A 24,069-nucleotide genomic window follows, 5' to 3' on the forward strand; every position below is an offset into this window, starting at 1 on the left:
CCAGAGGCCAGCAAATAGAAGTCACTTGCGGGGACGCGAGCGACTGGGCACAGCGAAAGAAAACGATCAATGTATGTCAGTCTGTATTTTGAATTGCCAGGCGCTTAATGCGGCAAACAATCCGGCCATCAGCAGGAATGGAAGCAGCAGTGTAGCCCAGCGGAATGCTGGAGGTTCGGAAAAATATTCCATTTTGACTGTCTGCCAGTTGAGCTCTTTTGCGTCCCTGCCTTCAAAGATCTGCGGATAGAACTGCATACGAAGGCGCTCATGGAATTTTGCGGTGCTATCCAGGTACAGCAGCTGATTGCGAAGCCCCGAACCCGCTACCGTATTGAACTGCTGTTGTGCATGCAGGGAGGGAATGAACCAGCCGATCCGCTCACTGGCACGTTCGCGCTGCCAGAGTTTTTCGTACATTTCTGTGCTATGCTCCTGCGCATCATCATCCCCCATCTGTTGCATGGCGTAGTACCAGAGCCAGCTGAATTCGGCATCCGGTAACTGATATTTGCGGAACTGCGGGTAGTGCAACCAGAATTTTTCCATCACAGGTCCTTTCTCCATATCCCATTTTTCATGATAGCCTTCGCGCTGTTCCACTACAGTATGCATGGCCTCGGGCACTGCATATTCCTTCACCAGGTAATTGTTCACGATGCCCGGGAATACGAACAGCAGGAGTATCCAGATACTGAGCATTCCTGCTGCATTCACACTGCTGTTCCTACGTAATGATACCATCCATGTACTGATGGCAAACCAGCAAAGGAGGTACAGAATCGAGAGGACGGATACAGCAGCAAATCCGCTGTTCAGTTCTATGGGCAGTATGATCAGCGATAACAACAGGAGAATGGCCAGCACTGCATATACGGCCATCATCCTGACAGCCAGTTTCTGCATGATCAGTTTCAGAGGCCTGCTGCTTTGCACATGCAGCAGTTTCCAGGTACCTCCTTCTTTTTCTTCCGATACCAGGTTATAACAGAATGCAATAATGAGCAGGGGGAAAAGATAGATGAGTACGAAATTGAAATCCAGGTTACCCGCCAGCAATCCCGCAGGATTGAAGAGGTCGGTATCATAACGCTGGTTCTCCAGTCCACGGATGGTAATGCTCTGCACAGCGCTGTTCACATCTCGTTGTCCGATGGACAGACCATTCAGTCCATCGGCCTTATTGGCAATTCCGAATTTCAAATGATAGAGAAGCAGCCCGATATCCTTATTATAGAAATCCAGATTCCGTTGGATATGATGTTGTTGTTGCTGTTCTGTGAGGGCCACAGCAGCAGCCTGTTTGCAGAGATGCTGCTTCCCTGCCAGGAGGCTGATCACTCCGGCTACCAGCAGGAGGGATAAGCCGATGATGGCAATACCGGAACGGAAAAATCGCTTCAATTGTAATACGAACATGATCAAACCAGTTTTATTTTTTCAGAAAAAGCAGCAATGCCCAGTACCAGAAACAGGAGCCAGGCGGTGAGGGCAAGTACCGATAATAATTCAGCACGGAACAATGCAGTTATGCCTACAGGTTTGTATTCCAGTTTGGGCAGGCTTTTCCAGAAATCGCTGCTGATGGTTCTATCAGAAGTTTTACTGTTACTGATATACTTCATCTGCAGTTCATTCATTTGCTGCGCCAGCCGGTAACGATAGTCTTCTGCCTGCAACTGGAAATTCACATAAGAGGTGAAATCGGTGCCGCATACTGCCATCGATAAATTCCTGAGCCCCACAAATGGATCGATGAAAGCCGTGGAGGCGGCAAACCTGTTCTGATTTTCATACACCTTGAGGAGTTCCCTGAAATGCTGGTTGTACACTTCGGTACTGATCCGCTCTCCTTCCCTCATCTGAAAGCCTCCGTAATTGAAAGGCAGTTTCTGTACAGAATCCACGCCATAAGCAGTGAGCAGGGAATCTTTCAGCGCTTTGTAGTAGGGATCATTGGGATCATGACTGTCGCCTTTTTGCAGCAACGTTTTTTCCACTCCTGCTTCAAAGGCGATCTTTGAGGGCGACGGGTGCAGGTAACGTCCTATGGCATGAGCGCCGCGTGGTACCAGGATAGTGAAGAACAGCCAGATCCCGATCAGCGACACAAGCGCTATCCTGCTGCTTTTGCACAGCGCCGACACCAGTACAGCTATCAGGCTGATGATTGCCAGATAGACCAGGTAAAGCAGGAAAAGCCAGGCTGATCTTCGCAGATCGTCATTATCTCCGCTTGAGTTGCCATTACGGATGAACAGCAATACAGCCAATGACGTCACCAGAAAACTGCCGCCGATCAGCAAGAGGCCGAGCGCTCTTCCGAAAATGATCTCCTTCCAGGAAGCGCCCTGTCCTTTCAGGATGCGAAGCGTACCGTTCTCACGATCAGCAGCAACCGAACCAAATCCGATAAAGAATAACATAAGCGGCAGCAATACCTGTAATACCATGGCCATGCTGATTTCGCCAAAGCGCAGGAGGCCTGTACTGAGACCGGCTTCCGAGAAGTTCACTGAGTTCTGTTTATGAGCTTCCAGGAACACCACGTTACCGGTATAACTTTCCAGTCCAAAATCAAAAAAGCTCAGGGATGGTTTGGGGCGGAATGCGAGATAACCGTAATGCGCCATCCTGTGCGGATGTTTGTCCGGCATATTTTCCCAGTTCTTCCGCACGGTATCTTCATAAGCATGGCGCATATCCACCTGTTGCCTCCAGGTGGCAGCTCCATTCCACGCAGCATAGGCGATCAAAAGGAGCAGTAAGCCGCCCAGCAACTGGTTGGCGCTGTTCCTGAAGGCCTGCACATACATTTGCTTCGCAAACAAGATCAGAGTTTTCATTCGCATAAGAATTCAATTTATCAGAACCTGTAAGTGGCAGTGAACATGATATTGCGCGGTGCTCCGGGGAACAGGCGCAGGTAATTCTGTGCACCCAGCCAGTAGGTTTTATCAAGAAGATTGTTGATGTTCATGGCCAGCTGAAGGTTGCTTTTACCCGGACTGTAATAAACTGCCAGATCCAGTACTGTGTAAGCAGGCAGTTTGAAAGAACGGGTGAACCAGGGCACTTTATCACCACTGTATTGCAGTCCAGCTCCTACGCCCAGATCTTTCAGAGCAGTGGTTGCAGGGAAATTATAACGGGTCCACACTGTTCCGCTGTGAATGGGTGTATTCTGTTTTCGCGCGCCGATGAGTGCAGGATCTTTTTCCTGCGTGATCACTGCATCGATATAGCTGTAGCCCATACTCAATTGCCAGCCGGGCATCAGGTATCCGGCCAGTTCCATTTCAATGCCCCTGCTCTTCTCTCCTCCCCTGGTGGCGAGAGAATCCGGAAACGCGGGTATATTGGCATTGATGAGGATATTCTGTTGCCTGATCTCATACAATGCCACGGTGAGGCTCATACGCCCTTTCAATAAGTCAGCTTTCAAACCTGCTTCTTTCAGATCACTCTTCAATGGCTCGAACTGTGCACCTGTCTTCAATGAACCGGTATTCGGCATCAGGGTGACGGTATTCGACTGCGGCTGGAATCCTTTGAAATAAGTAGCGTAGAAGTTCACGGTTTTGGTGGCAGCCCAGGTAAGACCAACACGAGGCAGCAGTGCAGCTTTCTTCACAATGGTTTCTGCACCGGCCTTATAGTTGGTGATATCCTCAAACCATTCCTGGCGAAGGCTCAGCAATAATGTAAAACGATTCCATTGCATCATTTCCTGTATATACACCGCCTGCGTGCTGGTGAGTGCCGCAGGCAGCGCCGTTCTCACATTGAATACATAATCGGAAGTACTTCTAAGAATATAGTTCGGATTGCTGAGATCGAAATGATTCACATTCGGTTTTGGGATCAGTGAACCACCGTAACTGATGGTATGGTAATCCGCAGCCCGTGCGGGATTGAAGCTTGCAGCCACTGTTCCATCCTTCAACAGGTAACCACGGGCAGCGTTCTGTCCTCCACCTCTTAATTTCTGCCAGCGGTGAAGATCATAACCGGCCAGTATGGTATGCGTAATTTTCCCTGTCTGTATTTTATAGGTTAAGTATCCATTAAGGTTATCGATATTCCAGTTCTGTTTGCGCTGCACGAACTGCATACCCGCCAGTGAGCTGACAGGATTATTATCCAGATCCACGCCAAATGCGTTGGTGGTACGATGCTCCTGCAGGTCCTCACTCCATGTCTGTTTCATGTAGGAGATATTCAGCGACAATGATTCCGTGATACGCCTGCTGAAATTCCCCATGATGATGAATTCTTTCGATTTGAAATAATCATCAGGACCGGAGAGATTGAGACTTACAGGCGTGCTCTTCAGGTCCGTTTGTCCGGCTACAGCGCCGAAGATCGGCTGGCCTCTGTCGAGATTTCCATTCATATTACTCAGGATGATCTCTGTATTGAAAGCTGTTTTATCATCGGGTACCCAGGAGAAGGAAGGTGATACAAGGAATGATTTATTGCCCACAAAATCACGGAAGCTTTTTGCTTCCTGGTAAGCGCCGTTCACGCGATACAGCAATTTCTTCTCTTTATCCAGCGGTCCCGTAAAATCAAGCGCCGCACGGATGGTGCTGAAACTTCCTGCACTGATGCTGATCTCTTTCCGGTGGGTATCCAGCGGTTTTTTAGTGATGATATTGATGCTGCCGCCGGGATCCACACTGGAGAAAGTGGCGCTGGCTGGTCCTTTGATCACTTCCACCCTTTCTATATTGGCAGTGAGCGGCTGCAGGAAATAATATTGCCTGGTGCGCATGCCATTCAGGATCTGCCCTTCTTCATTCTGGCTCATACCGCGGATGGTATACTGGTTGTAATAACTGCTGGGAACTACACCACTCGCCATCTTCACGGCATCCCCCAGTTGAAAGGCGCGCAGATCGGCGATCAGTTCTTTGGTAACGGCAGATACCGATTGCGGAATATCCTTGCTGGCAACCGCAAACTTTGTAGCACCGAAAGAATAATCACTGGTGTACTTGCGGGCACTGCGACCAACCACTTCAATGGCCTGCAGATCTTTGAGCAGCGGGTTCAGTCTGATTAAAATTTCCATCATGGTATCCTTCAGCAAAACAATCTGCTGATAAGACTCAAAGCCCACTGCCGTGATGGATAGTTCCGCATGGCCCGCAGGCAGATCTGAAAATTTTAACAGGCCCAGTTCATTGCTTGCACCAGCTTGTTTCCGTTTCTGTTGTTTGAGTTGCACGGAAGCATGACTTACCGGGGCTCCTTTCTCATCAAGGATCTGCAGTTGCAGTCCTCGTTGCGCCGTAGCGGCAACAGAGAAAATGGTCAGACCGATCAGGGTTAGAAAATATTTCATGTTGTGGTTGGGTTAAATGGTTTCGAGGTAGAGCTCCTGCAACTCATTGGCAGTAAGATTGCCGTTTTCTACGGTATGCACCAGTGCGCCTTTGCGCATGATACCGATACGTGCACCTATATTCACGGCATTGAAAATATCGTGGGTGGCCATGAAGATGGTCCTGCCTTCCTTTGCCAGCGACTTGCAGATTTCGGTAAAACCCGCTGTAGCCCTGGGGTCCAGACCCGAGGTGGGTTCATCCATGAGAATGGCGCTGGCATTCTTCGACAATGCGATGGCGATGCCCACTTTCTGTCTCATACCTTTTGAATAACCGCCCAGCTTGCGCTGATGCGCCTCTTCCTGCAATCCGGCACGCAGCAGGAATTGCCGGAGGCTGTCTTTTGAATAACTGAACCCTGCGATCCTGCTGAAAAAATCCAGGTTCTCCATTCCGGAGAGATTACCGTACAGCTGTACCACTTCCGGGATATAGGCCAGCGCACTGCGTGTTTGTTTCCCATCAGGTTTCACTTCTTCGCCATTGACCATCACCATTCCACTGGTAGGCTCGGTGAATCCAAGAAAGAGATTGATGGTGGTGGATTTTCCTGCGCCGTTCTGGCCAAGCAGACAAAAAATCTCACCTCGTTGAACAGATAAGTTCAGATCGGTCAACGCAGCAATACCATTATATTGCTTGCCAAGCCCGATCGCTTGCAATACAGCCATGATGTAATTGATTTAATAAAAATGAATAGCAATAGCAGCAGGTACCAGCTGCCGGCTATTACAGAGAGAATGTATTTACAGCATTGAAGGAGGTCCTTTGTTGGAGAAGCCAGTCAGCAAAGGAGTGATCGCAGTAACGCGATATAAAGAATAAGTGCTGGTAAGAGAAGGAAAAAAGGCAAGCTGCGGTGGATGGCTGTCTTCCACAAAAACAGCATAATGATGAGCGCAGATGGAGCAATTATCGCCATGTTGTCCCTGGATCTTTGTTGATCCGGTATCTGAATGGTCTGAACCATTTTCCGACGCAAACTCAGTGGCGGCATGAGATACATGATGATGCCAGTACTGTACCGGTGTTGCTATGAACAGGTAGAGGGCCGTCAGGAAGAGGGCTGTAAAGTGGCGGTATCTGGACTTTCTTTTCAATTTACATTTTGCATCAACGTTGCAAATGTAAAGTAAATGCATCTTTGTTGCAAATAAAATATCAGGGTGTGCCCGGAGAATCAGGGCATACCCTGATATTTTCGGCACACCCTGAGATGATCAGATATTCGTTCCGCCATCGATCACAACGCCAGTACCTGTAATGTAACCACTCTCAGGGCTGGCGAGATACGCTACCAGTCCGGCAATATCATCAGCAGTACCAAACGTATTCAGGGCATTGATCGAGCGTTGCCAGTCCGCACCTTCCCCTGTTGAAGGGTTCATATCAGTATCTACCGGTCCCGGATGAACGAGATTTACGGTGATGCCTTTCGGTCCCAGGTCTCGTGCCATACCTTTGGTAAGTCCGGTCAGCGCACTCTTGCTCATGGCATACACACTGCCACCCAGCCCTGCTACCCGCTCCGCCATACAGCTGCCAATGGTAATGATACGGCCGCCGCGTGGCAGGTGTTTGATTGCTTCCTGTGAGCCGGCAAATACTGCACGGATATTTACATTGGTATGCAGATCGAATTCTTCCAGCGTAAAATCCTCTACTGATTTTAAGATAGCTATTCCTGCATTATTCACCAGGATGTTCAGGCCGCCGAGTTCAGCAGCCGCTTTGTTCACTGCCTGCTTCACGGCGTTGGGATCGGCACTGTCTGCCTGAATGGCAATGGCGGTACCCCCTGCTGCACGGATCTCACCGATCACTTTCTCCGCTTTTTCAGGAGAGGAGTTGTATGTGATGGCCACGCTGGCTCCTTCCTTTGCTAAACGTTTTGCAATGGCCGCTCCTATTCCGCGGCTTCCCCCTGTTACCAGGGCTGTTTGATTGGATAAATTTTTCATAGCTCAAAACTAGAACAGCATTGTTATATTTGCAGGTACAGCTAAAATTGTTAAGTACTAACAAAAAAGTAAGTATGCGGAAAACAAGCTCCACCAACGCCATCAATGAAGAAGCCATTATTGCCAGTTGTGGCATGAGTTATACACTTTCCGTGATCGGAGGAAGATGGAAACCGGCTATTCTGTTTACCCTCCTGAAGGGAACGATGCGTTACAATGAATTGCGTAAAAGTATCGATGGAGTGTCTGAACGTATGCTGGTTGCGCAACTGCGCGAGCTGGAAGATGACGGGCTGGTAAAACGCATCATTTACCCGGAAGTTCCGCCGAGAGTGGAATACATGCTTACTGATATGGGACGTGATACGGCGCCGATGCTGCGGCATATGAGTGCCTGGGGTAACAGGCACAGACAAACGAAACCGGCTTCCAAACCAACCCAGGCAGTTACCCCTAAAAAAACAGCAGCTTCCGGTAAGAAAGCTGCTGCCTTATAATGCTGTCTGTTTTCCATTAATTGAATGCTCTTACGATACCGAGCTCCAGTCCTCTCAGTTCGGCCAGACCGCGCAGTCTTCCAATAGCGGAATAACCGGGATTGGTCTTCTTCTTCAGGTCATCCAGCATCTGGTGACCATGGTCAGGACGCATTGGGATGGAAGCATTACGGTCCTTCATCACAGTTACAATATTCTTCACCACGCTGTACATGTCTACATTCCCTTCCAGGTGATTGGCCTCGTAGAAGTTTCCTTCTTCATCACGCTGCGTGCTGCGCAGGTGAATGAAATGGATCCGGCTGCCCAGTCGTTCTACCATGCCCGCCAGGTCATTGTCTGCGCGCACACCAAAGGAACCTGTACAGAAGCAAAGGCCATTGGCTTTGGAAGGTACTGCATCGAAGAGGGCTTTCACATCGGCTTCGGTGCTGACCACGCGTGGCAGACCAAAGATCGGATAGGGAGGATCATCCGGATGGATGGCCAGTTGCACACCCACTTCCTCGGCAACAGGCGCTATCTGTGATAAAAAGAATATAAGATTGGAACGAAGCTTTGCGGCATCGATGCCCTTGTACTGGTCCAGTGCATGCTGGAACTGTTGCAGGGTGAAACTCTCTTCGGAACCGGGTAAACCGGCAATGATATTACGCTGAAGCGATGTTTTTTCATCAGCACTCATGGAAGCCAGTCTGGCTTCCGCCCTTGCCAGTTCTGTAGCGCTGAACTCCTGTTTTGCACCGGTGCGCTGAAGGATCAGCGCATCGAAGGCAATATAGGCAGCCTTTTCAAAGCGAAGTGCTTTGGAGCCATCTTCCACTTCCCAGGCCAGATCGGTGCGCGTCCAGTCAAGCACCGGCATGAAGTTATAGGTAACGATTCTGATGCCACATTCCGCCAGGTTGCGGATGCTCTGCTGGTATGCTTTGATGTAGAGCAGATAATCTCCCTGCTGCGTTTTGATATGTTCGTGAACAGGGATGCTTTCCACTACATTCCAGGTGAGACCGGCTTTTTCGATGGTCTGTTTCCTGGCGAGGATCTCTTCCTTCGTCCATAGTTCTCCGTTAGGGATATGATGAAGGGCAGTTACTATTCCGGTAGCTCCGGCCTGCCTGATATCCGCGAGGCTTACTGGGTCAGTAGGACCAAACCAGCGGAAAGACTGTTCCATTCGGGGTAAAGCAACGCTCATATAAGATGCTGATGGTTATTTGTTCAAAGATAGGGTCCTAAAGAGAAACTCCTCTTCTCCAGGGAATGAAATCATCCTGACCGAGTGCTACTGCTCTCGGTTGTTTCCTTCCACTGGCCACATCGATGATATAGTCGAGGATCCTGGAAGCCGCTTCCGGTATGGTTTCCGTGCCACTGATAATGGTGCCGCAATCTATGTCCAGGATGTCCGGCATTTTTTTGAAGAGTGCAGTATTGGTGCTCAGCTTCACAACCGGCGCGATGGGATTACCGGTTGGAGTACCCAGCCCGGTAGTGAACAGTACCAGGTTGGCGCCTGATCCTACTTCGGCCGTGGTACTTTCCACATCATTTCCTGGTGTGCAAAGCAGGTTGAGACCGGGTTTGGTTACGCGTTCGGGATAATCCAGCACTGCTGTTACGGGAGATGAGCCTCCTTTTTTGGCGGCGCCTGCAGATTTGATGGCATCGGTGATCAGTCCGTCGCGGATATTACCCGGGGATGGATTCATATAAAAACCGGATCCATCGGCTTCCGCTTTTGCGTTATACACGCGCATGAGCTCCATGAAACGTAATGCTGTTGCTTCATCCACACAGCGGTCGCTCAGCTCCTGCTCTACCCCGCAGAGCTCAGGGAACTCGGAGAGGATCACGGAGCCGCCCATCGCCACCATGATGTCTGAAACATAGCCCAGTGCCGGGTTTGCGGAAATACCGGAGAAGCCGTCGGAGCCTCCGCATTCCAGTCCTATACAGAGTTTATTGAGCGGCGCGGGTTGCCTTACATTCTTATTGGCTTCCATCAGGCCGGCGAAAGTTTTTTTGATGGCCCTGGTGAGCAGTTGTTGCTCCGTTCCCTCTTTCTGCTGTTCCAGGATCACCAGGGGCTTACTGAAGCGGGGATCACGTTTGGCGATCTCCTTTTCCAGGATACTGGCCTGCGCATGCTGGCAGCCGAGGCTGAGCACTGTTGCCCCTGCCACATTGGGATGTGTGATATATCCGGCGAGCAGTCCGCAGAGCGCATCTGCATCCATGCGGGTACCACCGCAACCCATATCATGGTTGAGGAATTTGATGCCATCGATATTCTGAAAAACCTTTTTGTTGCTGACGTTCGTCGCTTTTTCGGAAAGCTCCACCGCCAGGATATCATCGGCAGAAACGCCCTGCTGGTACATATTCACCAGGGTTTCCACATCATGCTGAAAGGCGGTCACCTTACTATAACCCAGCTTTTCCACCAGGGCTTCGCGCAGCACATCCACATTCCTGTTCTCACAGAAAACAAGTGGTATCACAATCCAGTAGTTGGCGGTTCCCACACTGCCATCGGCGCGGTGGTAGCCCATGAAATGTTTTTCTTGCCACTTGCTCACATCGGGCTTTTCCCAATGGAGTTTGCGCTGACCAAGTTCAAAATCGCTGGAAGCGTGGTGGATATTGCCGGTGGTGATGGCCGCACCCTGTGGAATAGGCTTGTCGGCTTTCCCTACCAGTACACCATACATGAAGATCTCATCTCCCGGCACCAGGTCATTGATGGTGAATTTATGTTTACCGGCTACAGGTTCCACCAGTGAGAACTGATGGCCATTGTGCCGGATGGGGGTTCCTTTAGGTAGATCCTGAAGGGCAACGAGTATATTGTCCTGTGGGTGTATCTGGAGGTATGTATGAGTAGCCTGCATAGTGTTGTACTTAATAATAATCTTAGCACAAATAAATAACTATCAACAGGTTCAAAAACCTATCCCATTGTCTAAATAGTAAGCTATCTTGGCAGAGATATTCCGCAATCGTTCCCGGAATGCCAAAATTGTTCAATTTCCGGCCAGCCGGAGTGAATGAAACAGCTGTACTATCAAGGAAAAAACAGGATCTTACTAACGGAAATGTATATACGATCATAAACTATGCTGGCCAATCACTTAAATATTAGTCCCAGCTGCTATCTGAGGGGCTTATTGCAAATATTGCATAATCAATTGCAACTTGTTGCAGAGTTGCCTGATTATCACTGCAAAGGCGGTTCCGGAGCACCCACTGGTACAGATAGTTGCAAGGTTATTAACGGGTTACGCACTACCCTACCGGAAACGTTTGCATAAATAAAGGGAGGCTAAAAAGCGCACGGATGATAAAAAAAAATTCAATTTGTAGCAGAGATTATTATATCGGATTGCACCAAAACCGTCTTGCCATGACACGAGAAACTTTCCACATCCCTGCCAGCACATCCGTTGCTGTGCACCAACCGGCGCTGTTGCCGGCCGGCCTTTTCGTCTCCTTCCTGAATGATCGGCTTTTTCCGGAAATTTGCTTTTTGTCAATGGGCAGCACGTACCTGGCAAATCCAAGGTTTAACTTTTAAACCCTTTTGAAATGAGACCTCAATTACTGAAAGTATCCAAAGCGCCCAGACATTCGTTCAGTGTTCGGCAGGACATTGTCCCTTACGTTAACAACCGCTGGCATTACCATCCTGAAATTGAACTTATCCATTTTAAGAAGGGCGAAGGCACCCAATTCATCGGCGACAATATCAAAAGATTCAAACCTGGCGACATTGTGCTGGTAGGCCCCCAACTCCCGCACTACTGGAGGTTCGACGACGCCTATTTTGAAGATGGCAGCAAACTGAATGCTGATGTACGTGTGGTGCATTTTGCCGAGAACTTCTGGGGCGACCAGTTCCTGCAACTGCCCGAGAACCTCAATATCAAGGCCATGCTGGAAAAAGCGAGAAGAGGCCTGCAGATCACCGGCAAGACCCGCCAGAAAGTGGCTGAACTGCTGGAGCATCTGCTCTATTCCGATGGCTCGCTCCGCATCATGCTGCTCATTGAAGCACTCAATACCATCGCGGAATGCAAGAATATGTCGTCTCTCAGCTCCATTGGTTTCAAACAGGAGTTTGTGGAAGCGGAAAGCGACCGTGTGAATGCCATCTACGATTACTCACTCAAGAACTTCAAAAGAAAGATACAACTGGAAGAGATCGCAGCTGTGGCCAATATCAGCCCGAACTCCTTCTGCCGCTATTTCAAATCAAGAACACGTAAGACCTATTCACAGTTCCTGATCGAGATCCGTGTGGGACAGGCATGCAAGCTGCTGATAGAAAACAACCTCAGCATCAAACAGCTTTGTTATGAAAGCGGCTTCAACAACTTCACCAGCTTCCATAAATATTTCAAGATGATCACCGGTAAGAGCCCATTGAACTACCAGAAAGAATTTATGGCTTAACACAAACCTTCTATGATCAGATTTCCGGCTTTGGTGCTGGCTGTACTCACCTGCATCCAACTCCAGGCGCAGCGCATTGCCCCCATCCTCATCGAAACAAAGAACGCCAGCCTGGTACTCAATGTAGCCGGCAATCAACGCGTACTGCAATCATATTTCGGCAGAAAGATAGATAAGGCCAGCATTGGCAAGCTCAGTGGTGGCCGGGAAGCCTATCTCACAGCCGGTATGGAAAACCAGTTCGAGCCCGCCATCCGTATGGTACATAACGATGGAAACCCATCCCTTGACCTGCGTTATGTATCGCACAGCAGTAAACAGAATGGTACAGTGATCACCACCGATATCCTGATGAAGGACCCCGTATACCCTGTTGAAGTGACCCTGCATTACACCGCCTGGACCAATGAGGATGTGTTCAGTTGCCAGACCATCATCAGGCACCAGGAGAAAAAACCCGTGATGCTCACGCAGTACGCTTCGGGCATGCTGCACTTCAATGCAGATCAATACTGGCTTACGCAGTTCCATGGCGACTGGGCCCGCGAAGTGAACATGGTGGAAGAACAACTCACACATGGCATCAAATCGCTGGAAAGCAAACTGGGTACCAGGACAAACTTCTATCAAACGCAGTTTTACTTTTTATCGCTCAACAGACCTTCTGACGAAAACACTGGTGAAACGATTGCCGGAACATTGAACTGGACCGGCAATTTCCAGTTCACTTTTGAAATTGACCAGCGCAATGCCCTGCGGGTCCGCTCCGGCATCAATCCCTATGCCTCTGAATATTTTCTCGCACCCAACGAAACATTCACCACGCCTGAAATGGTATTCACCTGGAGCAGTAATGGTAAGGGACAGGCCAGCCGAAATCTTCATCGCTGGGCACGCAACTATGCTGTGCTGAATGGAAAAGAAGAGCGCATGGTACTGCTCAACAACTGGGAAGCCACCTACACCAAATTTGATGAGAACAGACTGGTGGAGTTGTTCGACGAAGGAAAGAAACTGGGCGTTGACCTTTTCCTGCTGGATGATGGCTGGTTCGGAAATAATCATCCGCGCAATGACGATAAGACCGGCCTCGGCGATTGGGAAGCCAACAAAACCAAGCTGCCCCACGGCATCGGTTACCTGGTGAATGAATCGGAAAAGAGAGGCCTGCATTTCGGGATCTGGCTGGAACCGGAAATGGCAAACCCGAAGAGCGATCTATACAAAGCCCACCCCGACTGGATCCTGAAGCTCCCCAACCGTGAAGAACATTATGGCAGGAACCAGCTGGTGCTTGACCTCACCAATCCCAAAGTGCAGGACTTCGTTTTCAGGATCGTTGATGACCTGCTCACGCAGAATCCCGGACTGGCCTATATCAAATGGGATTGCAACCGGAGCATGACCAATGCATATTCCCCTTATCTGAAAGAAAAACAATCGCATTTATACATCGAATATACGAGGTCGTTATACAAGGTGCTGGACCGTATCCGCGTCAAATACCCGAAGCTTCCCATCATGCTTTGTGCAGGCGGTGGTGGCCGTACGGATTATGGCGCCATGAAATATTTCACGGAGTTCTGGCCCAGTGATAATACGGATGGACTGGAGCGCGTATTCATCCAGTGGGGCTATTCTTATTTCTTTCCCGCCAATACCATTTCTGCGCACGTTACAAGTATGGGCAAGAACCAGAGCCTCAAGTACCGCACGGATGTGGCCATGATGGGCAGACTGGGATATGATATCCGCACCAATACTTTCACGCCACAGGATATTGAGTTCACCAGCAATGCCATCAAAACATACAAAAGGATCAGCCCGGTCATCCAGCAGGGCGATCAGTACAGACTGGTATCTCCTTATGAGGAGGATCGCGCCGTGCTGATGTATGTGAACGAAACAAAGACCAGCAGCATTCTCTTCCAGTACTTCACCACTCCACGCAGAAAGAATATCTTTACGAATGTCCGCCTGCAGGGCCTCGATCCCCTAAAGATCTATCGCATCAGGGAGATCAATCTGTACCCCGGCACCAAATCCGGCAGTCCGGAGAATGATAAGCAATACACAGGCGAATACCTGATGAGCATTGGCCTGAATATTGCACCCAGGGGATTTGCCGTAACCAGCAATGTATTTGAGATCGAAGCCGAATGATCATGGTCACACTTAAAAATTCTTCAATATGAGAAAGATCTTCTTTGCAGCCTTCATCCTTACATCACTGGGCGCAAGCGCTCAGCACCAGCTTGAAAAGATCTGGGAAACCGACACTGTTATCGCTATTCCGGAATCCGTATACTTCGATGGAAAGAACAAGATCATGTATGTATCGCTGATCGACGGTCCCGGATGGGCCGTGGACGGCAAAGGCGGTGTGGGTAAAATGAGCCCCGATGGAAAGAAATGGGACAGCGCCTGGATCACGGGCCTCAATGCCCCCAAGGGCATCGGCATTTATGGGAACCGCATGTTTGTGGCCGATGTAACAGAGATCGTGATCATCGATATCAAAAAAGGAAAGATCGAAAAGAAGATCAGCCCTGACAGCGCTAAAATGCTCAACGATGTAACCATTACCGGTAAAGGCATCGTATATGTTTCGGATTCCCGTACCGGCATCATCTGGAAATTAGAGAATGATGTACCCACACAATATCTCACAGATCAGAAAGGCGTGAATGGACTGAAAGCCATCGGCACCGATCTTTACATCGCTGCAGGTAAAGATTTCAGAAAAGCGGATGCGAATAAGAACATCACCCCGGTTGCCACACTGCCACAGGGTGGCGATGGCGTGGAGCCTGTTGGCAATGGCGATTTCATTGTGACTGCCTGGTCAGGTTATATCTTTTATGTTCATAAAGACGGGAAAGTGGATACGCTGCTGGAAACACACCAGCAGAAAAAGAATACAGCTGATATCGGTTATGATCCTGCCAAAAAGATCATTTATGTGCCTACATTCAATGGCAAGACCGTTGCAGCTTATCAACTGAAATAAACAAACAGCTTATAGTGAAAAAACATTCGCTTCTTATGGTACTGCCTGTTATTGCAGTACCATTTTTTTTGCAGGCACAGCAATCTTCCATTTATCATGAGGGCTGGATCGATTTCAACAAGAACGGGAAGAAGGATATTTATGAAGATCCGAAGCAACCCACCGAGGCGCGCATCAGTGACCTGATCAGCCAGATGAACACCGACGAGAAGACCTGCCAGATGGTGACGCTCTATGGTTTTGGCCGCGTGCTCAAAGATGAACTGCCTGCCCCGCAATGGAAACAAAGCCTCTGGAAAGATGGCATCGCCAATATCGATGAACATCTGAACAGTCTTCCTTACAATAAGAAAGCCGTAACCCGGTATTCCTTCCCGCAGAGCAAACATGCTTCTGCTATCAATACGGTGCAGCGCTGGTTTGTGGAGGAAACAAGACTGGGTATTCCGGTTGACTTCACCAATGAAGGCATTCATGGCCTGAACCACGACCGCGCCACTTTGCTGCCTGCGCCTATTGCTATCGGCAGCACCTGGAACAGGCAGTTGGTGTATCACGCCGGTATGGTAGTAGGCCGCGAGGCAGCCGCCACCGGTTATACAAACGTATATGCCCCCATCCTTGACCTGGCCCGCGATCCCCGCTGGGGCCGTGTGGTGGAATGTTATGGGGAAGATCCATTCCATATCGCAGAGCTTGGCAAGCAGATGGCACTGGGCATCCAGCACCAGGGCGTTGCAAGCACCATCAAACATTTTGCAGCCTACAGTATGCCCAAGGGTGGCCGTGATGGCGACGCAAGAACAGATCCGCATATCACCCCCCGTGAGTTGCACCAGATTCACCTCTACCCCTTTCGCCGCGTAGTGCAGGAAGCCCATGTAATGGGCGTGATGAGCAGTTATAATGATTATGATGGCGTTCCCGTCAGCGGCAGTAAATATTTTCTTACGGAACTGTTGAGACAGCAATATGGTTTCAATGGTTATGTGGTATCAGACAGCCGCGCTGTTGAATTTCTATACAAGAAACATATGGTGGCGGGTAATTACAAGGAAGCCATCCGGCAGGTGGTGGAAGCAGGACTGGATGTGCGCACAGACTTCACTAAGCCGGAAGACTATGTATTGCCGCTTCGCGAACTGATCAATGAAGGCTCGCTTTCCGTGAAGACCATCAATGAACGCGTGGCAGCCGTGCTCCGTGTAAAGTTCAGGCTTGGCCTCTTTGACCATCCCTTTGTGACTGATCCCGCCGCAGCGGATACGCTGGTGTACAATGCAGACGCAAAAGCTATGCAGGAGCAACTTTCCAGGGAAGTGCTGGTATTGCTGAAGAACGACAACAACACTTTACCGCTCAACCCTGCAAAAACAAGATCGATACTGGTGACCGGTCCGCTGGCTGCTGAAACCAATCACAGCATCAGCCGCTACGGCCCTTCCAATGTGCATGTGATCTCTGTTCTGGAAGGATTGCAGCAATACGCAGGAAAAAACATCAAAGTGCAATACACCAGGGGTTGTGCAATCACGGATCCCAACTGGCCTGAAAGCGAGATCCTGCCAACCCCTATCACCAAAGCGGAACAATCCGGCATAGACTCCGCAGTTGCGCTCGCTAAGAAATCTGACGCCATAATAATTGTTTTAGGAGAAGATGAAAAGATGGTAGGAGAAAGCAAGACCCGGACCGGGCTTGATCTTCCGGCCAGGCAATTAGAGTTATTACAGGCGATGCAGGCCACCGGCAAACCGGTGATCCTGGTTCTGATCAATGGCCGCCCGCTCACTATCAACTGGGCGCAGAAATATACACCGGCCATCCTCGAAGCATGGTTCCCCGGTGCTACCGGCGGTAAGGCCATTGCCGAAACACTCTTCGGGGATTATAATCCCGGCGGTAAACTGGCCGTTACCTTTCCTAAAACCACCGGACAACTGGAACTGAACTTCCCTTACAAACCAGGCTCACACGCAGGGCAGCCCGGCGATGGACCTAACGGTTATGGTAAAACGGCCGTGAACGGGCCGCTGTATCCATTCGGACATGGATTGAGCTATACCAGTTTTACCTACAGCAATCTCAGCGTAACACCGGACAGTCTGCGTGCACAGGCTTCCGTAACAGTTACTGCAGACATCACCAACAACGGAAAAGTAAAAGGTGATGAAGTGGTGCAGCTTTATCTGAAGGACAGGATCAGCAGTGTAACGCAGTATGAAACACAGCTTCGTGGCTTCGAACGTATCCACCTGCAACCGGGCGAAACAAAAACTGTTCGCTTTCAGCTGAGCCCGGATGACCTGGCATTGCTGGATAAAGACATGAACTGGACCGTAGAGCCGGGGGAATTCGAAGTACAGATCGGCAGTTCATCAACGGATATCAGGCTGAAGAAAAGTTTCATCGTAAAGTAGTTTGAGTGTGCCCAGTGGCTCGCGTTCCCGCGAGTGACTTTTATTCCGTCGCCGGAGGCGAGCTACTGGGCGCTGCGTAATTAACCGGATGAATACGCCGATTATTCATCCGGTCTTTTTATTTTTAGGGGACACAAACAGCATCTATACATGAATATCCTCCTCGCTCCTTTTCACGCCAATGGCCTGGACCTCCGCAATCATATGGTGATGTCGCCAATGACCCGCTCCCGCGCAGCCGGGTATCTTCCCAATACAATGATGGCCGAGTACTATGCGCAGCGCGCCACTGCCGGGCTGATCATAACGGAAGGCACGGCCCCTGCACAGGAGGGACTGGGCTACTACAAAACACCGGGCATCTTCAACAAAGAGCAGATAGCCGGCTGGAAAATGGTCACCGATGCCGTGCATGAAAAAGGCGGAAAGATCTTCGTGCAACTTATGCATACCGGAAGGATCAATGAGATCCGTAATCTCCCCAAAGAGGCGAAACGCATTCATGTAACAGCAATTCACCAGGAAGGCAAAGAGCCTGTTCCGCTCAGCACGGAGCACGTTCAACAATTGGTAAGAGAACATGCACAGGCCGCAGAAAACGCTATAGCAGCGGGTTTCGACGGCATCGAGCTACATGGTGCGCATGGTTATCTGCTTGAACAATTCCTCAACCCGCATTTCAATACGCGCAGTGATGAATACGGTGGCGATCTTATCAACAGGAGCAGGTTCGTGATTGAAACGGCCGCAGCCTGTATCAAAGCCATCGGCAAAGAAAGAACAGGCATCAGGATCTCTCCCTTTGCCACCACCAATGAAATGCCGGCTTACGATGCAAAGGAAACGCACGACACGTATGTGCATCTTGCCACATCGCTGAATGCGCTTGGACTTGTCTATCTCCATATTTCCCTTAACAAACTTATTCCCAAAGAAACGCTCACCGCTATCCGTGAATCCTTCACCGGCACTTTGATCCTCGCCAATGGCCAGACTGCCGCTTCTGCGGAAACATTACTGGAATCAAAAGCTGCTGACCTGGTAGCATTCGGAAAATCATTTCTTGCCAACCCTGACTTAGTGGAAAGATTCAGGTTGAATGCTGCGCTGAATGCGCCTGACTTCGGTAAGATGTATGGCGGCGGTGCTCAAGGTTATACGGATTATCCCACACTCGGGGACCAGTCGCTCGCCTCTGGCGAGTGACTTATATTTTTTCGTCTCCGGCGAACACCGTGCCGCCGGGAGGCGCCGGAATTGCAGTCACTCGCGGGGACGCGAGCGACTGGACACTGCGAAATAAAATAGGGCCGGCTCTTGAGAGCCAGCCCCGCTGTAGTGTTGATTTGTTACAGCATTATAATTTGACGGCAACTGTTGCTCCATCTTTCACATTGTACTTCTTTTCTTTCCCATTCTCCGTAATAATCACCTGCAATTTGCCTGGGCCAACGCGCGCCACTTTCAGGTCAAATACATGACCGAATGAATGGATATTTTTCAGCGCCATTTCGTTCCAATCTTTTGGCAGCCTTGGGCTGCAATCGAAGCTGTTGAAACCTGTAGGGCGCATGCCGAATACACCTTCAGTAAAGATCCGGCAGTAGAGTCCGCTTTCTGCAGAGAGATGGCGCTGATTGCCTTCCGGATAGGCTTCCACCGGATAAGGCACATGCTCACCGAGTAATCGCCTGCGGGAATAGTATTTCAGGAAATCGAGCGCCTTCTGTGTTTCGCCTGCTGCAAACACACCCCGTAATGCATACAGCGTGGAGCGGTCCCAGAAAGTTTTGTTACCGGCCAGGGACGCCAGCCCATCTTCCGTCCAGAGACGTGGCGAGAACAGCGCATCGATAGTGCCCTGTTTCCTGTTGAAGATATCAACCGTTAACGGACCACAGATCCAGGCGCGGAGGGTATCGTTACCGGCATAATAACGGTAGGTTTGAAAACCTTCCACGGTTGCGCCGAAATACTTTTCTATATTTTTCCGGATGTCTTTTTCCCTTCCGGCATAGGTTTTCAATTGAGCAGCTGGCAATCCTAATGATTTGCCCAACATACCTGCGGAACGCAGCGCATCATAATAAAGGATGCTGGTATGCAGGTTGGCAGAACCAGCCGGGAACCTGCCCTCCAGCTCATCACTGTTGCTGCTGACAACTCCATCGGCATTCAGTTTGCGATGCAGATACTCCAGGCTCCATTCGATCAGTGGCCAGAGCACGCTGGCAGAATCAGCATTTCCGTTTGCCAGGGCGTAGCGGCCAGCCCCATACGCAATCATAGCCATATCACCACGATCCTTAGCACCCTGCCATACGGCATCACCTTCGGCAATGATGGAACTGGGAATGGGTTTGTATTCCGGGTTCATATAAGCTGCGAACATCCGGTAAGAGTTCATCGCGGATTTATTACCGATATCATCTCCCAGGAAAGCAAAAAAAGGGTTATTATACTCCGCCTGATCGTTGGCCCAGATGGCAGCATAGTAGCGCAAGCCACCGGGGCCGTGCATATAGCCGCCTTTGGTGAGAAATATGCTTTCCGTACCGCGAAGCTTTGCAAAAGCGAAGGCGGTGTTGAGCAGGTTATCAGGAGTTTCGAGCACCAGTTTCGATTTGATATCCTGCACCCTGTTCACGCGGTTCTGAAACTCATTGGCAGAAATTGATGCTTCCGGCCTGCCCTGGCTGGCAGCAGCAAAGCCGACATAAAAACTAATTGTTGCATCAGGTTGCAGGTTCACCACTCCTTCATTCATTGTGGTTACTACAAAACTGTGTTGTGCAGGTGTGGAGCGCTCTTTCGCCGGCTTGACTTCCCTGCGCAGGAACTCCATTTCCAGTTTTACAGGCTGCGCACTGGTATTGGTGAAAGTGAACTCTTCAATGGCAATGGCCTTGTCTGTTGAAGGATACAGACGGCGGCGCAGCAGCAGGTTCTTATCCTTTCCGATCCGGCTGTTGATGGTGAGCACACCATTGGTATGATCGAAATCCGTTGCCTGTTCAGGCATGGCTTCAAATACCGTGGCATTGTAAACAGCGGCGCGCAGGGGCTTATCGTTGATGAGAAAGCGTGGCAGATCATTATCTGTAACATTGTAGGTCATGCTGGCAATGGTCCTTACCGGCAGCAGCCTGAACGCAGGGAATACCATGGTACGGTCCACAGAAGGACGCCCCTCTGCATCGGCACCATATCTTACCCAGAGGGAAACCTTTTCCCCGCTCATTTCAATATGATCCATATGCGGCAGGCGGCCTTCCACCTTCCAGTGGATGCCGCCATCGGGCCGGATAGTCCAGCGGTCCTCTTGTTCAGCCACCGGAGCTGTTTGCGCCAGCAAACTCAGGGGCGATAAAAAAGCGAGGGCAAGCAATTTTACGGTTTGAATATTCGTCATATATATTAGTTGCAGTTGCTGAAACAACCTGTTTGCGTTTGCTAAATTATTCGATTGAATTTGTATACGAACAAGGGCTCCGCCGGGTAATTGGCCAATTATTCAACTATTCTGGCATCAGCACGCAACGAAACGATTTTTGTTGGAATATTATAGAAAGAAGTAAACCCGATTGCATGACCTCATCACCATCCAGGAACCGCCTCATCGCAGCGGTTGCCATCACAACTTCCGTATCCGCTATCGCTTTCACCGGCATGCCTGCCTGGGAATCGAAATTCGTCAAACAACTGAAGAACGGCAGTCTTGAATACCGGGCCGACAAACAGGGCAATACCATCCCTGATTTCAGTGCCGTGGGATTTTATCATAGCAACAAACCCATTCCTGATGTTCCGGTTGCCATCACGGTTTCCCCTTCAGAAAACGCCATGCAGCAGATCCAGGCTGCTATCGATAAGCTCTCAGCCCAAAAGCCCGATGCCAGTGGTTTCCGCGGGGCTATCCTGCTGAAACGCGGTACTTATAATATTCCGGGCTCTTTGCTTATCAATACCAGCGGCATTGTGCTGCGCGGCGAAGGCAATACGGAAGATGGTACTAAACTTATCGCCACTGCCCCCAATCAGAAACCACTCATCGATGTGAATATCAAAGCCGGTATCCGGGAAGTTCCCGGCACCCGCGTTGCCATCACTGATAAATATGTACCAACCGGTGCTTCAAGTATAAATGTAGAGCAAGGCTCAAAATTTGCCGCAGGTGATAAAGTGATCCTCTTTCAGGCTGCTAACGACAAATGGATCTCCGATCTGAAAATGGACCAGATCGTTGAACGCAATGGCACCAAACAATGGAGGGCCAGTGAATACAATCTTCAGTTCGAAAGACAGATAGTCAGCGTTCAAGGAAATACTGTGGTACTGGACAACCCCGTGATGATGCCCATCGATGCCGGTTATGGCGGCGCAGCCCTCTTCAAATACACATTCGATGGCCGCCTGCAGCATATCGGTATCGAGAACCTTTACTGTGAATCACCTGCCAGCAGCGATACTGCGGAAGATCATTCCTGGGATGCCGTAAGCTTTCAGAATATCGAAAACGGCTGGGTGCGCAATGTTACGGCCCGCTATTTTGCGTATGCCTGTGTGAATCTAAGTCCGGGAGCGAAGAACATAACAGTCTCTGACAGCCGCTGTTTCGATCACAAATCAAAGATCACCGGCGGACGCCGTTATTCTTTCAATAACGACGGGCAGCAGAATCTTTTCTTCAACTGTACAACTTCCGACGGCCGCCATGATTATGTGACCGGCGCCAAAACACTTGGACCGAATGTATTCTACAATTGTTCTTCAACTGCCACACATGCCGATATCGGGCCACACCACCGCTGGGCGGTTGGCACGCTGTACGACAATATCACGACTGACGGAGAGATCAATGTGCAGGACCGTGGCAATTACGGCAGTGGTCATGGCTGGGCCGGTGTAACACAGGTGCTCTGGAACTGCAAGGTGAAAGCCGCCGCCGTTCAGAATCCCTGGGCCAGCGGAAAGAATTATGCCATCGGCGTGAATGGCCGGAAAACACCAGGCCGCTTCAAAGACAGGATGGATGCGGAATGGGAAGGACTGAACAAAGAAGGGTTGCAACCTCCATCACTTTACAAAGCGCAACTGGAAGCCAGGCTGCAAAAGAAATAATCTCCAGCCTGATTATTTTGTTGAATTACGAACGATCAGTGTTGAATTGAGCACGAGCTTTTCGTCAGAGAAGTTCATGCTCTTTTTTTCTATCGTTTTAAAAAGAAGTGCCGCCGCTTCCTTGCCGATCTCGAAAGCAGGCTGGGTAATGGTGGTGAGCGAAGGATTCAGCCAGGCGGCCGTTTCAAGATTGGAGAAGCCCAGCACTTTCACATCTCCGGGGATCCGCAGCTTCAATTCCTCACAGGCCTGGTAACTGAGTATAGCCAGTTTTTCCACCGAAGCAAAAATACCATCGGGTCTGTTCTTCTTCTTCAGCAGGTTGCAGATGGCTTTATAGTTGGCCTCGTTATCATTGGCGCTGCATTGCAGCACCAGTTTGGGATCATGAGCTATTCCATGCTTCTCCAGCGCCTTCAGGTATCCATCCATCCGTTTATTGGCAATGCTCAGGTTATTGGAAATTGATAAATACGCAATACGCCTGCATCCCCGCTCTATCAGGTGATCAGCGGCCTTCATGCCACTTTCAAAATCGTTGGTGATCACACGCGCACTGTTGAGGGATTCACTGATCCTGTCGAAGAACACGATGGGCACACCGGTCTGTTTCAGGTCCTGCAGGTGTTCATAATTATTGGTTTCACCAGACAGGCTGAGCAGCAGGCCATCTACCCTGCCACTTTGAAGGTGACGGGCAATGCTCACTTCGCGGGAGTACTGTTCATGGGTGAGATAAATAAGTACATGGTACCCTTTTTCCTGGGCAATACTTTCAATGCCGTTAATGGCCAGTGCAAAGAAATTATTGGCGATCTCCGGTATCACCACGGCAATGGTCTTGCTCTTTTGTTTGCGCAGACTGCTTGCATATGGATTGGGAACATAATTGAGCTTACGCGCCAGTTCAAAAACTCTTTGTTTGGTTTCCGCACTGATCTCATAACTATCTCTCAAAGCCCGGCTCACGGTTGAAACCGCCAGGTTCAGTTCTTTTGCCAGTCTTTTCAGATCTACCGTTGCCATGTTTCAGTTTTATAAATGGGGCTTCCAAATATAAATAATGTACCGGTTCCGGAATCGTTTCCGGAGAATTTCCGGCGGATATGCCAAAACGCAGCCTGCCAGAAACTATAAGTCTCTGACAAACTGCGCTTTATAAATGGCGACTATTATTTTCTCAACAATGCCGCAGCACACCAGAGAACTGGT

General features: G+C 49.8%; 17 protein-coding genes. 7 read left to right on the forward strand and 10 right to left on the reverse strand.

The window, feature by feature from the left end; translation table 11 throughout:
• Window positions 1–66: 66 nt before the first annotated feature.
• From ACTHMC_RS21215 to ACTHMC_RS21240, 6 genes are all read right to left on the reverse strand, one after another.
• Window positions 67–1,419, reverse strand: coding sequence for a DUF3526 domain-containing protein (locus ACTHMC_RS21215; RefSeq protein ID WP_440416188.1), 1,353 nt, complete (start codon window positions 1,417–1,419; stop codon window positions 67–69).
• A 2-nt stretch (window positions 1,420–1,421) separates the two neighbouring features.
• Window positions 1,422–2,846: an ABC transporter permease gene (locus ACTHMC_RS21220; RefSeq protein WP_440416190.1), complete on the reverse strand. Its 1,425-nt coding sequence runs from the start codon at window positions 2,844–2,846 to the stop codon at window positions 1,422–1,424.
• Between the two features lie 20 nt (window positions 2,847–2,866).
• Window positions 2,867–5,350 carry a TonB-dependent siderophore receptor gene (locus ACTHMC_RS21225; RefSeq protein ID WP_440416192.1) on the reverse strand — a complete coding sequence of 828 codons (2,484 nt, stop codon included), beginning with the start codon at window positions 5,348–5,350 and terminating at the stop codon, window positions 2,867–2,869.
• 12 nt (window positions 5,351–5,362) lie between these two features.
• Window positions 5,363–6,064, reverse strand: a complete 702-nt coding sequence (locus ACTHMC_RS21230; RefSeq protein WP_440416193.1) for an ABC transporter ATP-binding protein — start codon at window positions 6,062–6,064, stop codon at window positions 5,363–5,365.
• A 75-nt stretch (window positions 6,065–6,139) separates the two neighbouring features.
• Entirely contained in the window at window positions 6,140–6,493 is a 354-nt protein-coding gene (locus tag ACTHMC_RS21235; protein WP_440416195.1) for a hypothetical protein, read from the reverse strand.
• Between the two features lie 120 nt (window positions 6,494–6,613).
• Entirely contained in the window at window positions 6,614–7,354 is a 741-nt protein-coding gene (locus ACTHMC_RS21240; RefSeq protein ID WP_440416197.1) for an SDR family NAD(P)-dependent oxidoreductase, read from the reverse strand.
• A 74-nt stretch (window positions 7,355–7,428) separates the two neighbouring features.
• On the opposite strand from ACTHMC_RS21240, the gene ACTHMC_RS21245 reads away from it, so the two are divergent.
• On the forward strand, window positions 7,429–7,851 hold the full coding sequence (locus tag ACTHMC_RS21245) for a winged helix-turn-helix transcriptional regulator (RefSeq protein WP_440416199.1): 423 nt from the start codon (window positions 7,429–7,431) through the stop codon (window positions 7,849–7,851).
• 16 nt (window positions 7,852–7,867) lie between these two features.
• On the opposite strand, the gene uxuA is transcribed toward ACTHMC_RS21245, so the two are convergent.
• Both uxuA and ACTHMC_RS21255 read right to left on the reverse strand, forming a co-directional pair.
• Window positions 7,868–9,049, reverse strand: coding sequence for a mannonate dehydratase (gene uxuA / locus ACTHMC_RS21250; protein ID WP_440416201.1), 1,182 nt, complete (start codon window positions 9,047–9,049; stop codon window positions 7,868–7,870).
• Between the two features lie 37 nt (window positions 9,050–9,086).
• Window positions 9,087–10,745, reverse strand: coding sequence for a UxaA family hydrolase (locus tag ACTHMC_RS21255; protein WP_440416203.1), 1,659 nt, complete (start codon window positions 10,743–10,745; stop codon window positions 9,087–9,089).
• Between the two features lie 694 nt (window positions 10,746–11,439).
• On the opposite strand from ACTHMC_RS21255, the gene ACTHMC_RS21260 reads away from it, so the two are divergent.
• The 5 genes from ACTHMC_RS21260 to ACTHMC_RS21280 all read left to right on the forward strand — a co-directional run bounded on the left by ACTHMC_RS21260 (window position 11,440) and on the right by ACTHMC_RS21280 (window position 18,942).
• Window positions 11,440–12,306: an AraC family transcriptional regulator gene (locus ACTHMC_RS21260; RefSeq protein ID WP_440416205.1), complete on the forward strand. Its 867-nt coding sequence runs from the start codon at window positions 11,440–11,442 to the stop codon at window positions 12,304–12,306.
• Window positions 12,307–12,318: 12 nt separating this feature from the next.
• Entirely contained in the window at window positions 12,319–14,469 is a 2,151-nt protein-coding gene (locus ACTHMC_RS21265; RefSeq protein WP_440416206.1) for an alpha-galactosidase, read from the forward strand.
• Between the two features lie 28 nt (window positions 14,470–14,497).
• Entirely contained in the window at window positions 14,498–15,316 is an 819-nt protein-coding gene (locus ACTHMC_RS21270; protein ID WP_440416208.1) for an ATP-binding protein, read from the forward strand.
• Window positions 15,317–15,351: 35 nt separating this feature from the next.
• Window positions 15,352–17,736 carry a glycoside hydrolase family 3 N-terminal domain-containing protein gene (locus tag ACTHMC_RS21275; protein ID WP_440416210.1) on the forward strand — a complete coding sequence of 795 codons (2,385 nt, stop codon included), beginning with the start codon at window positions 15,352–15,354 and terminating at the stop codon, window positions 17,734–17,736.
• Window positions 17,737–17,886: 150 nt separating this feature from the next.
• A complete protein-coding gene (locus tag ACTHMC_RS21280; protein WP_440416212.1) occupies window positions 17,887–18,942 on the forward strand; it encodes an alkene reductase in 1,056 nt (351 codons plus the stop codon).
• Between the two features lie 151 nt (window positions 18,943–19,093).
• Here the strand turns inward: ACTHMC_RS21280 and ACTHMC_RS21285 are convergent, their stop codons facing one another.
• Window positions 19,094–21,148, reverse strand: coding sequence for a hypothetical protein (locus ACTHMC_RS21285; RefSeq protein ID WP_440416214.1), 2,055 nt, complete (start codon window positions 21,146–21,148; stop codon window positions 19,094–19,096).
• A 176-nt stretch (window positions 21,149–21,324) separates the two neighbouring features.
• Here ACTHMC_RS21285 and ACTHMC_RS21290 point away from each other — a divergent pair, with 176 nt between their 5' ends.
• Complete coding sequence (locus ACTHMC_RS21290) at window positions 21,325–22,857, forward strand: hypothetical protein (protein ID WP_440416216.1); 1,533 nt, start codon at window positions 21,325–21,327, stop codon at window positions 22,855–22,857.
• A gap of 12 nt (window positions 22,858–22,869) precedes the next feature.
• On the opposite strand, the gene ACTHMC_RS21295 is transcribed toward ACTHMC_RS21290, so the two are convergent.
• Window positions 22,870–23,883: a LacI family DNA-binding transcriptional regulator gene (locus tag ACTHMC_RS21295; RefSeq protein WP_440416217.1), complete on the reverse strand. Its 1,014-nt coding sequence runs from the start codon at window positions 23,881–23,883 to the stop codon at window positions 22,870–22,872.
• Window positions 23,884–24,069 lie beyond the last annotated feature (186 nt).

The sequence above is a fragment of the Pseudobacter sp. genome, assembly GCF_051955275.1.
In the GTDB taxonomy this organism is placed as follows: Bacteria; Bacteroidota; Bacteroidia; order Chitinophagales; family Chitinophagaceae; genus Pseudobacter.

Excerpts from the sequence above, each read along its gene's own strand:
- ACTHMC_RS21275 (WP_440416210.1), top strand. The coding sequence starts at position 15,352 with ATGGTACTGCCTGTTATTGCAGTACCATTTTTTTTGCAGGCACAGCAA.
- uxuA (WP_440416201.1), bottom strand. The coding sequence starts at position 9,049 with ATGAGCGTTGCTTTACCCCGAATGGAACAGTCTTTCCGCTGGTTTGGT.
- ACTHMC_RS21225 (WP_440416192.1), bottom strand. The coding sequence starts at position 5,350 with ATGAAATATTTTCTAACCCTGATCGGTCTGACCATTTTCTCTGTTGCC.
- ACTHMC_RS21265 (WP_440416206.1), top strand. The coding sequence starts at position 12,319 with ATGATCAGATTTCCGGCTTTGGTGCTGGCTGTACTCACCTGCATCCAA.
- ACTHMC_RS21240 (WP_440416197.1), bottom strand. The coding sequence starts at position 7,354 with ATGAAAAATTTATCCAATCAAACAGCCCTGGTAACAGGGGGAAGCCGC.
- ACTHMC_RS21290 (WP_440416216.1), top strand. The coding sequence starts at position 21,325 with ATGACCTCATCACCATCCAGGAACCGCCTCATCGCAGCGGTTGCCATC.
- ACTHMC_RS21260 (WP_440416205.1), top strand. The coding sequence starts at position 11,440 with ATGAGACCTCAATTACTGAAAGTATCCAAAGCGCCCAGACATTCGTTC.
- ACTHMC_RS21220 (WP_440416190.1), bottom strand. The coding sequence starts at position 2,846 with ATGAAAACTCTGATCTTGTTTGCGAAGCAAATGTATGTGCAGGCCTTC.
- ACTHMC_RS21215 (WP_440416188.1), bottom strand. The coding sequence starts at position 1,419 with ATGTTCGTATTACAATTGAAGCGATTTTTCCGTTCCGGTATTGCCATC.
- ACTHMC_RS21270 (WP_440416208.1), top strand. The coding sequence starts at position 14,498 with ATGAGAAAGATCTTCTTTGCAGCCTTCATCCTTACATCACTGGGCGCA.
- ACTHMC_RS21245 (WP_440416199.1), top strand. The coding sequence starts at position 7,429 with ATGCGGAAAACAAGCTCCACCAACGCCATCAATGAAGAAGCCATTATT.
- ACTHMC_RS21230 (WP_440416193.1), bottom strand. The coding sequence starts at position 6,064 with ATGGCTGTATTGCAAGCGATCGGGCTTGGCAAGCAATATAATGGTATT.
- ACTHMC_RS21255 (WP_440416203.1), bottom strand. The coding sequence starts at position 10,745 with ATGCAGGCTACTCATACATACCTCCAGATACACCCACAGGACAATATA.
- ACTHMC_RS21295 (WP_440416217.1), bottom strand. The coding sequence starts at position 23,883 with ATGGCAACGGTAGATCTGAAAAGACTGGCAAAAGAACTGAACCTGGCG.
- ACTHMC_RS21285 (WP_440416214.1), bottom strand. The coding sequence starts at position 21,148 with ATGACGAATATTCAAACCGTAAAATTGCTTGCCCTCGCTTTTTTATCG.
- ACTHMC_RS21280 (WP_440416212.1), top strand. The coding sequence starts at position 17,887 with ATGAATATCCTCCTCGCTCCTTTTCACGCCAATGGCCTGGACCTCCGC.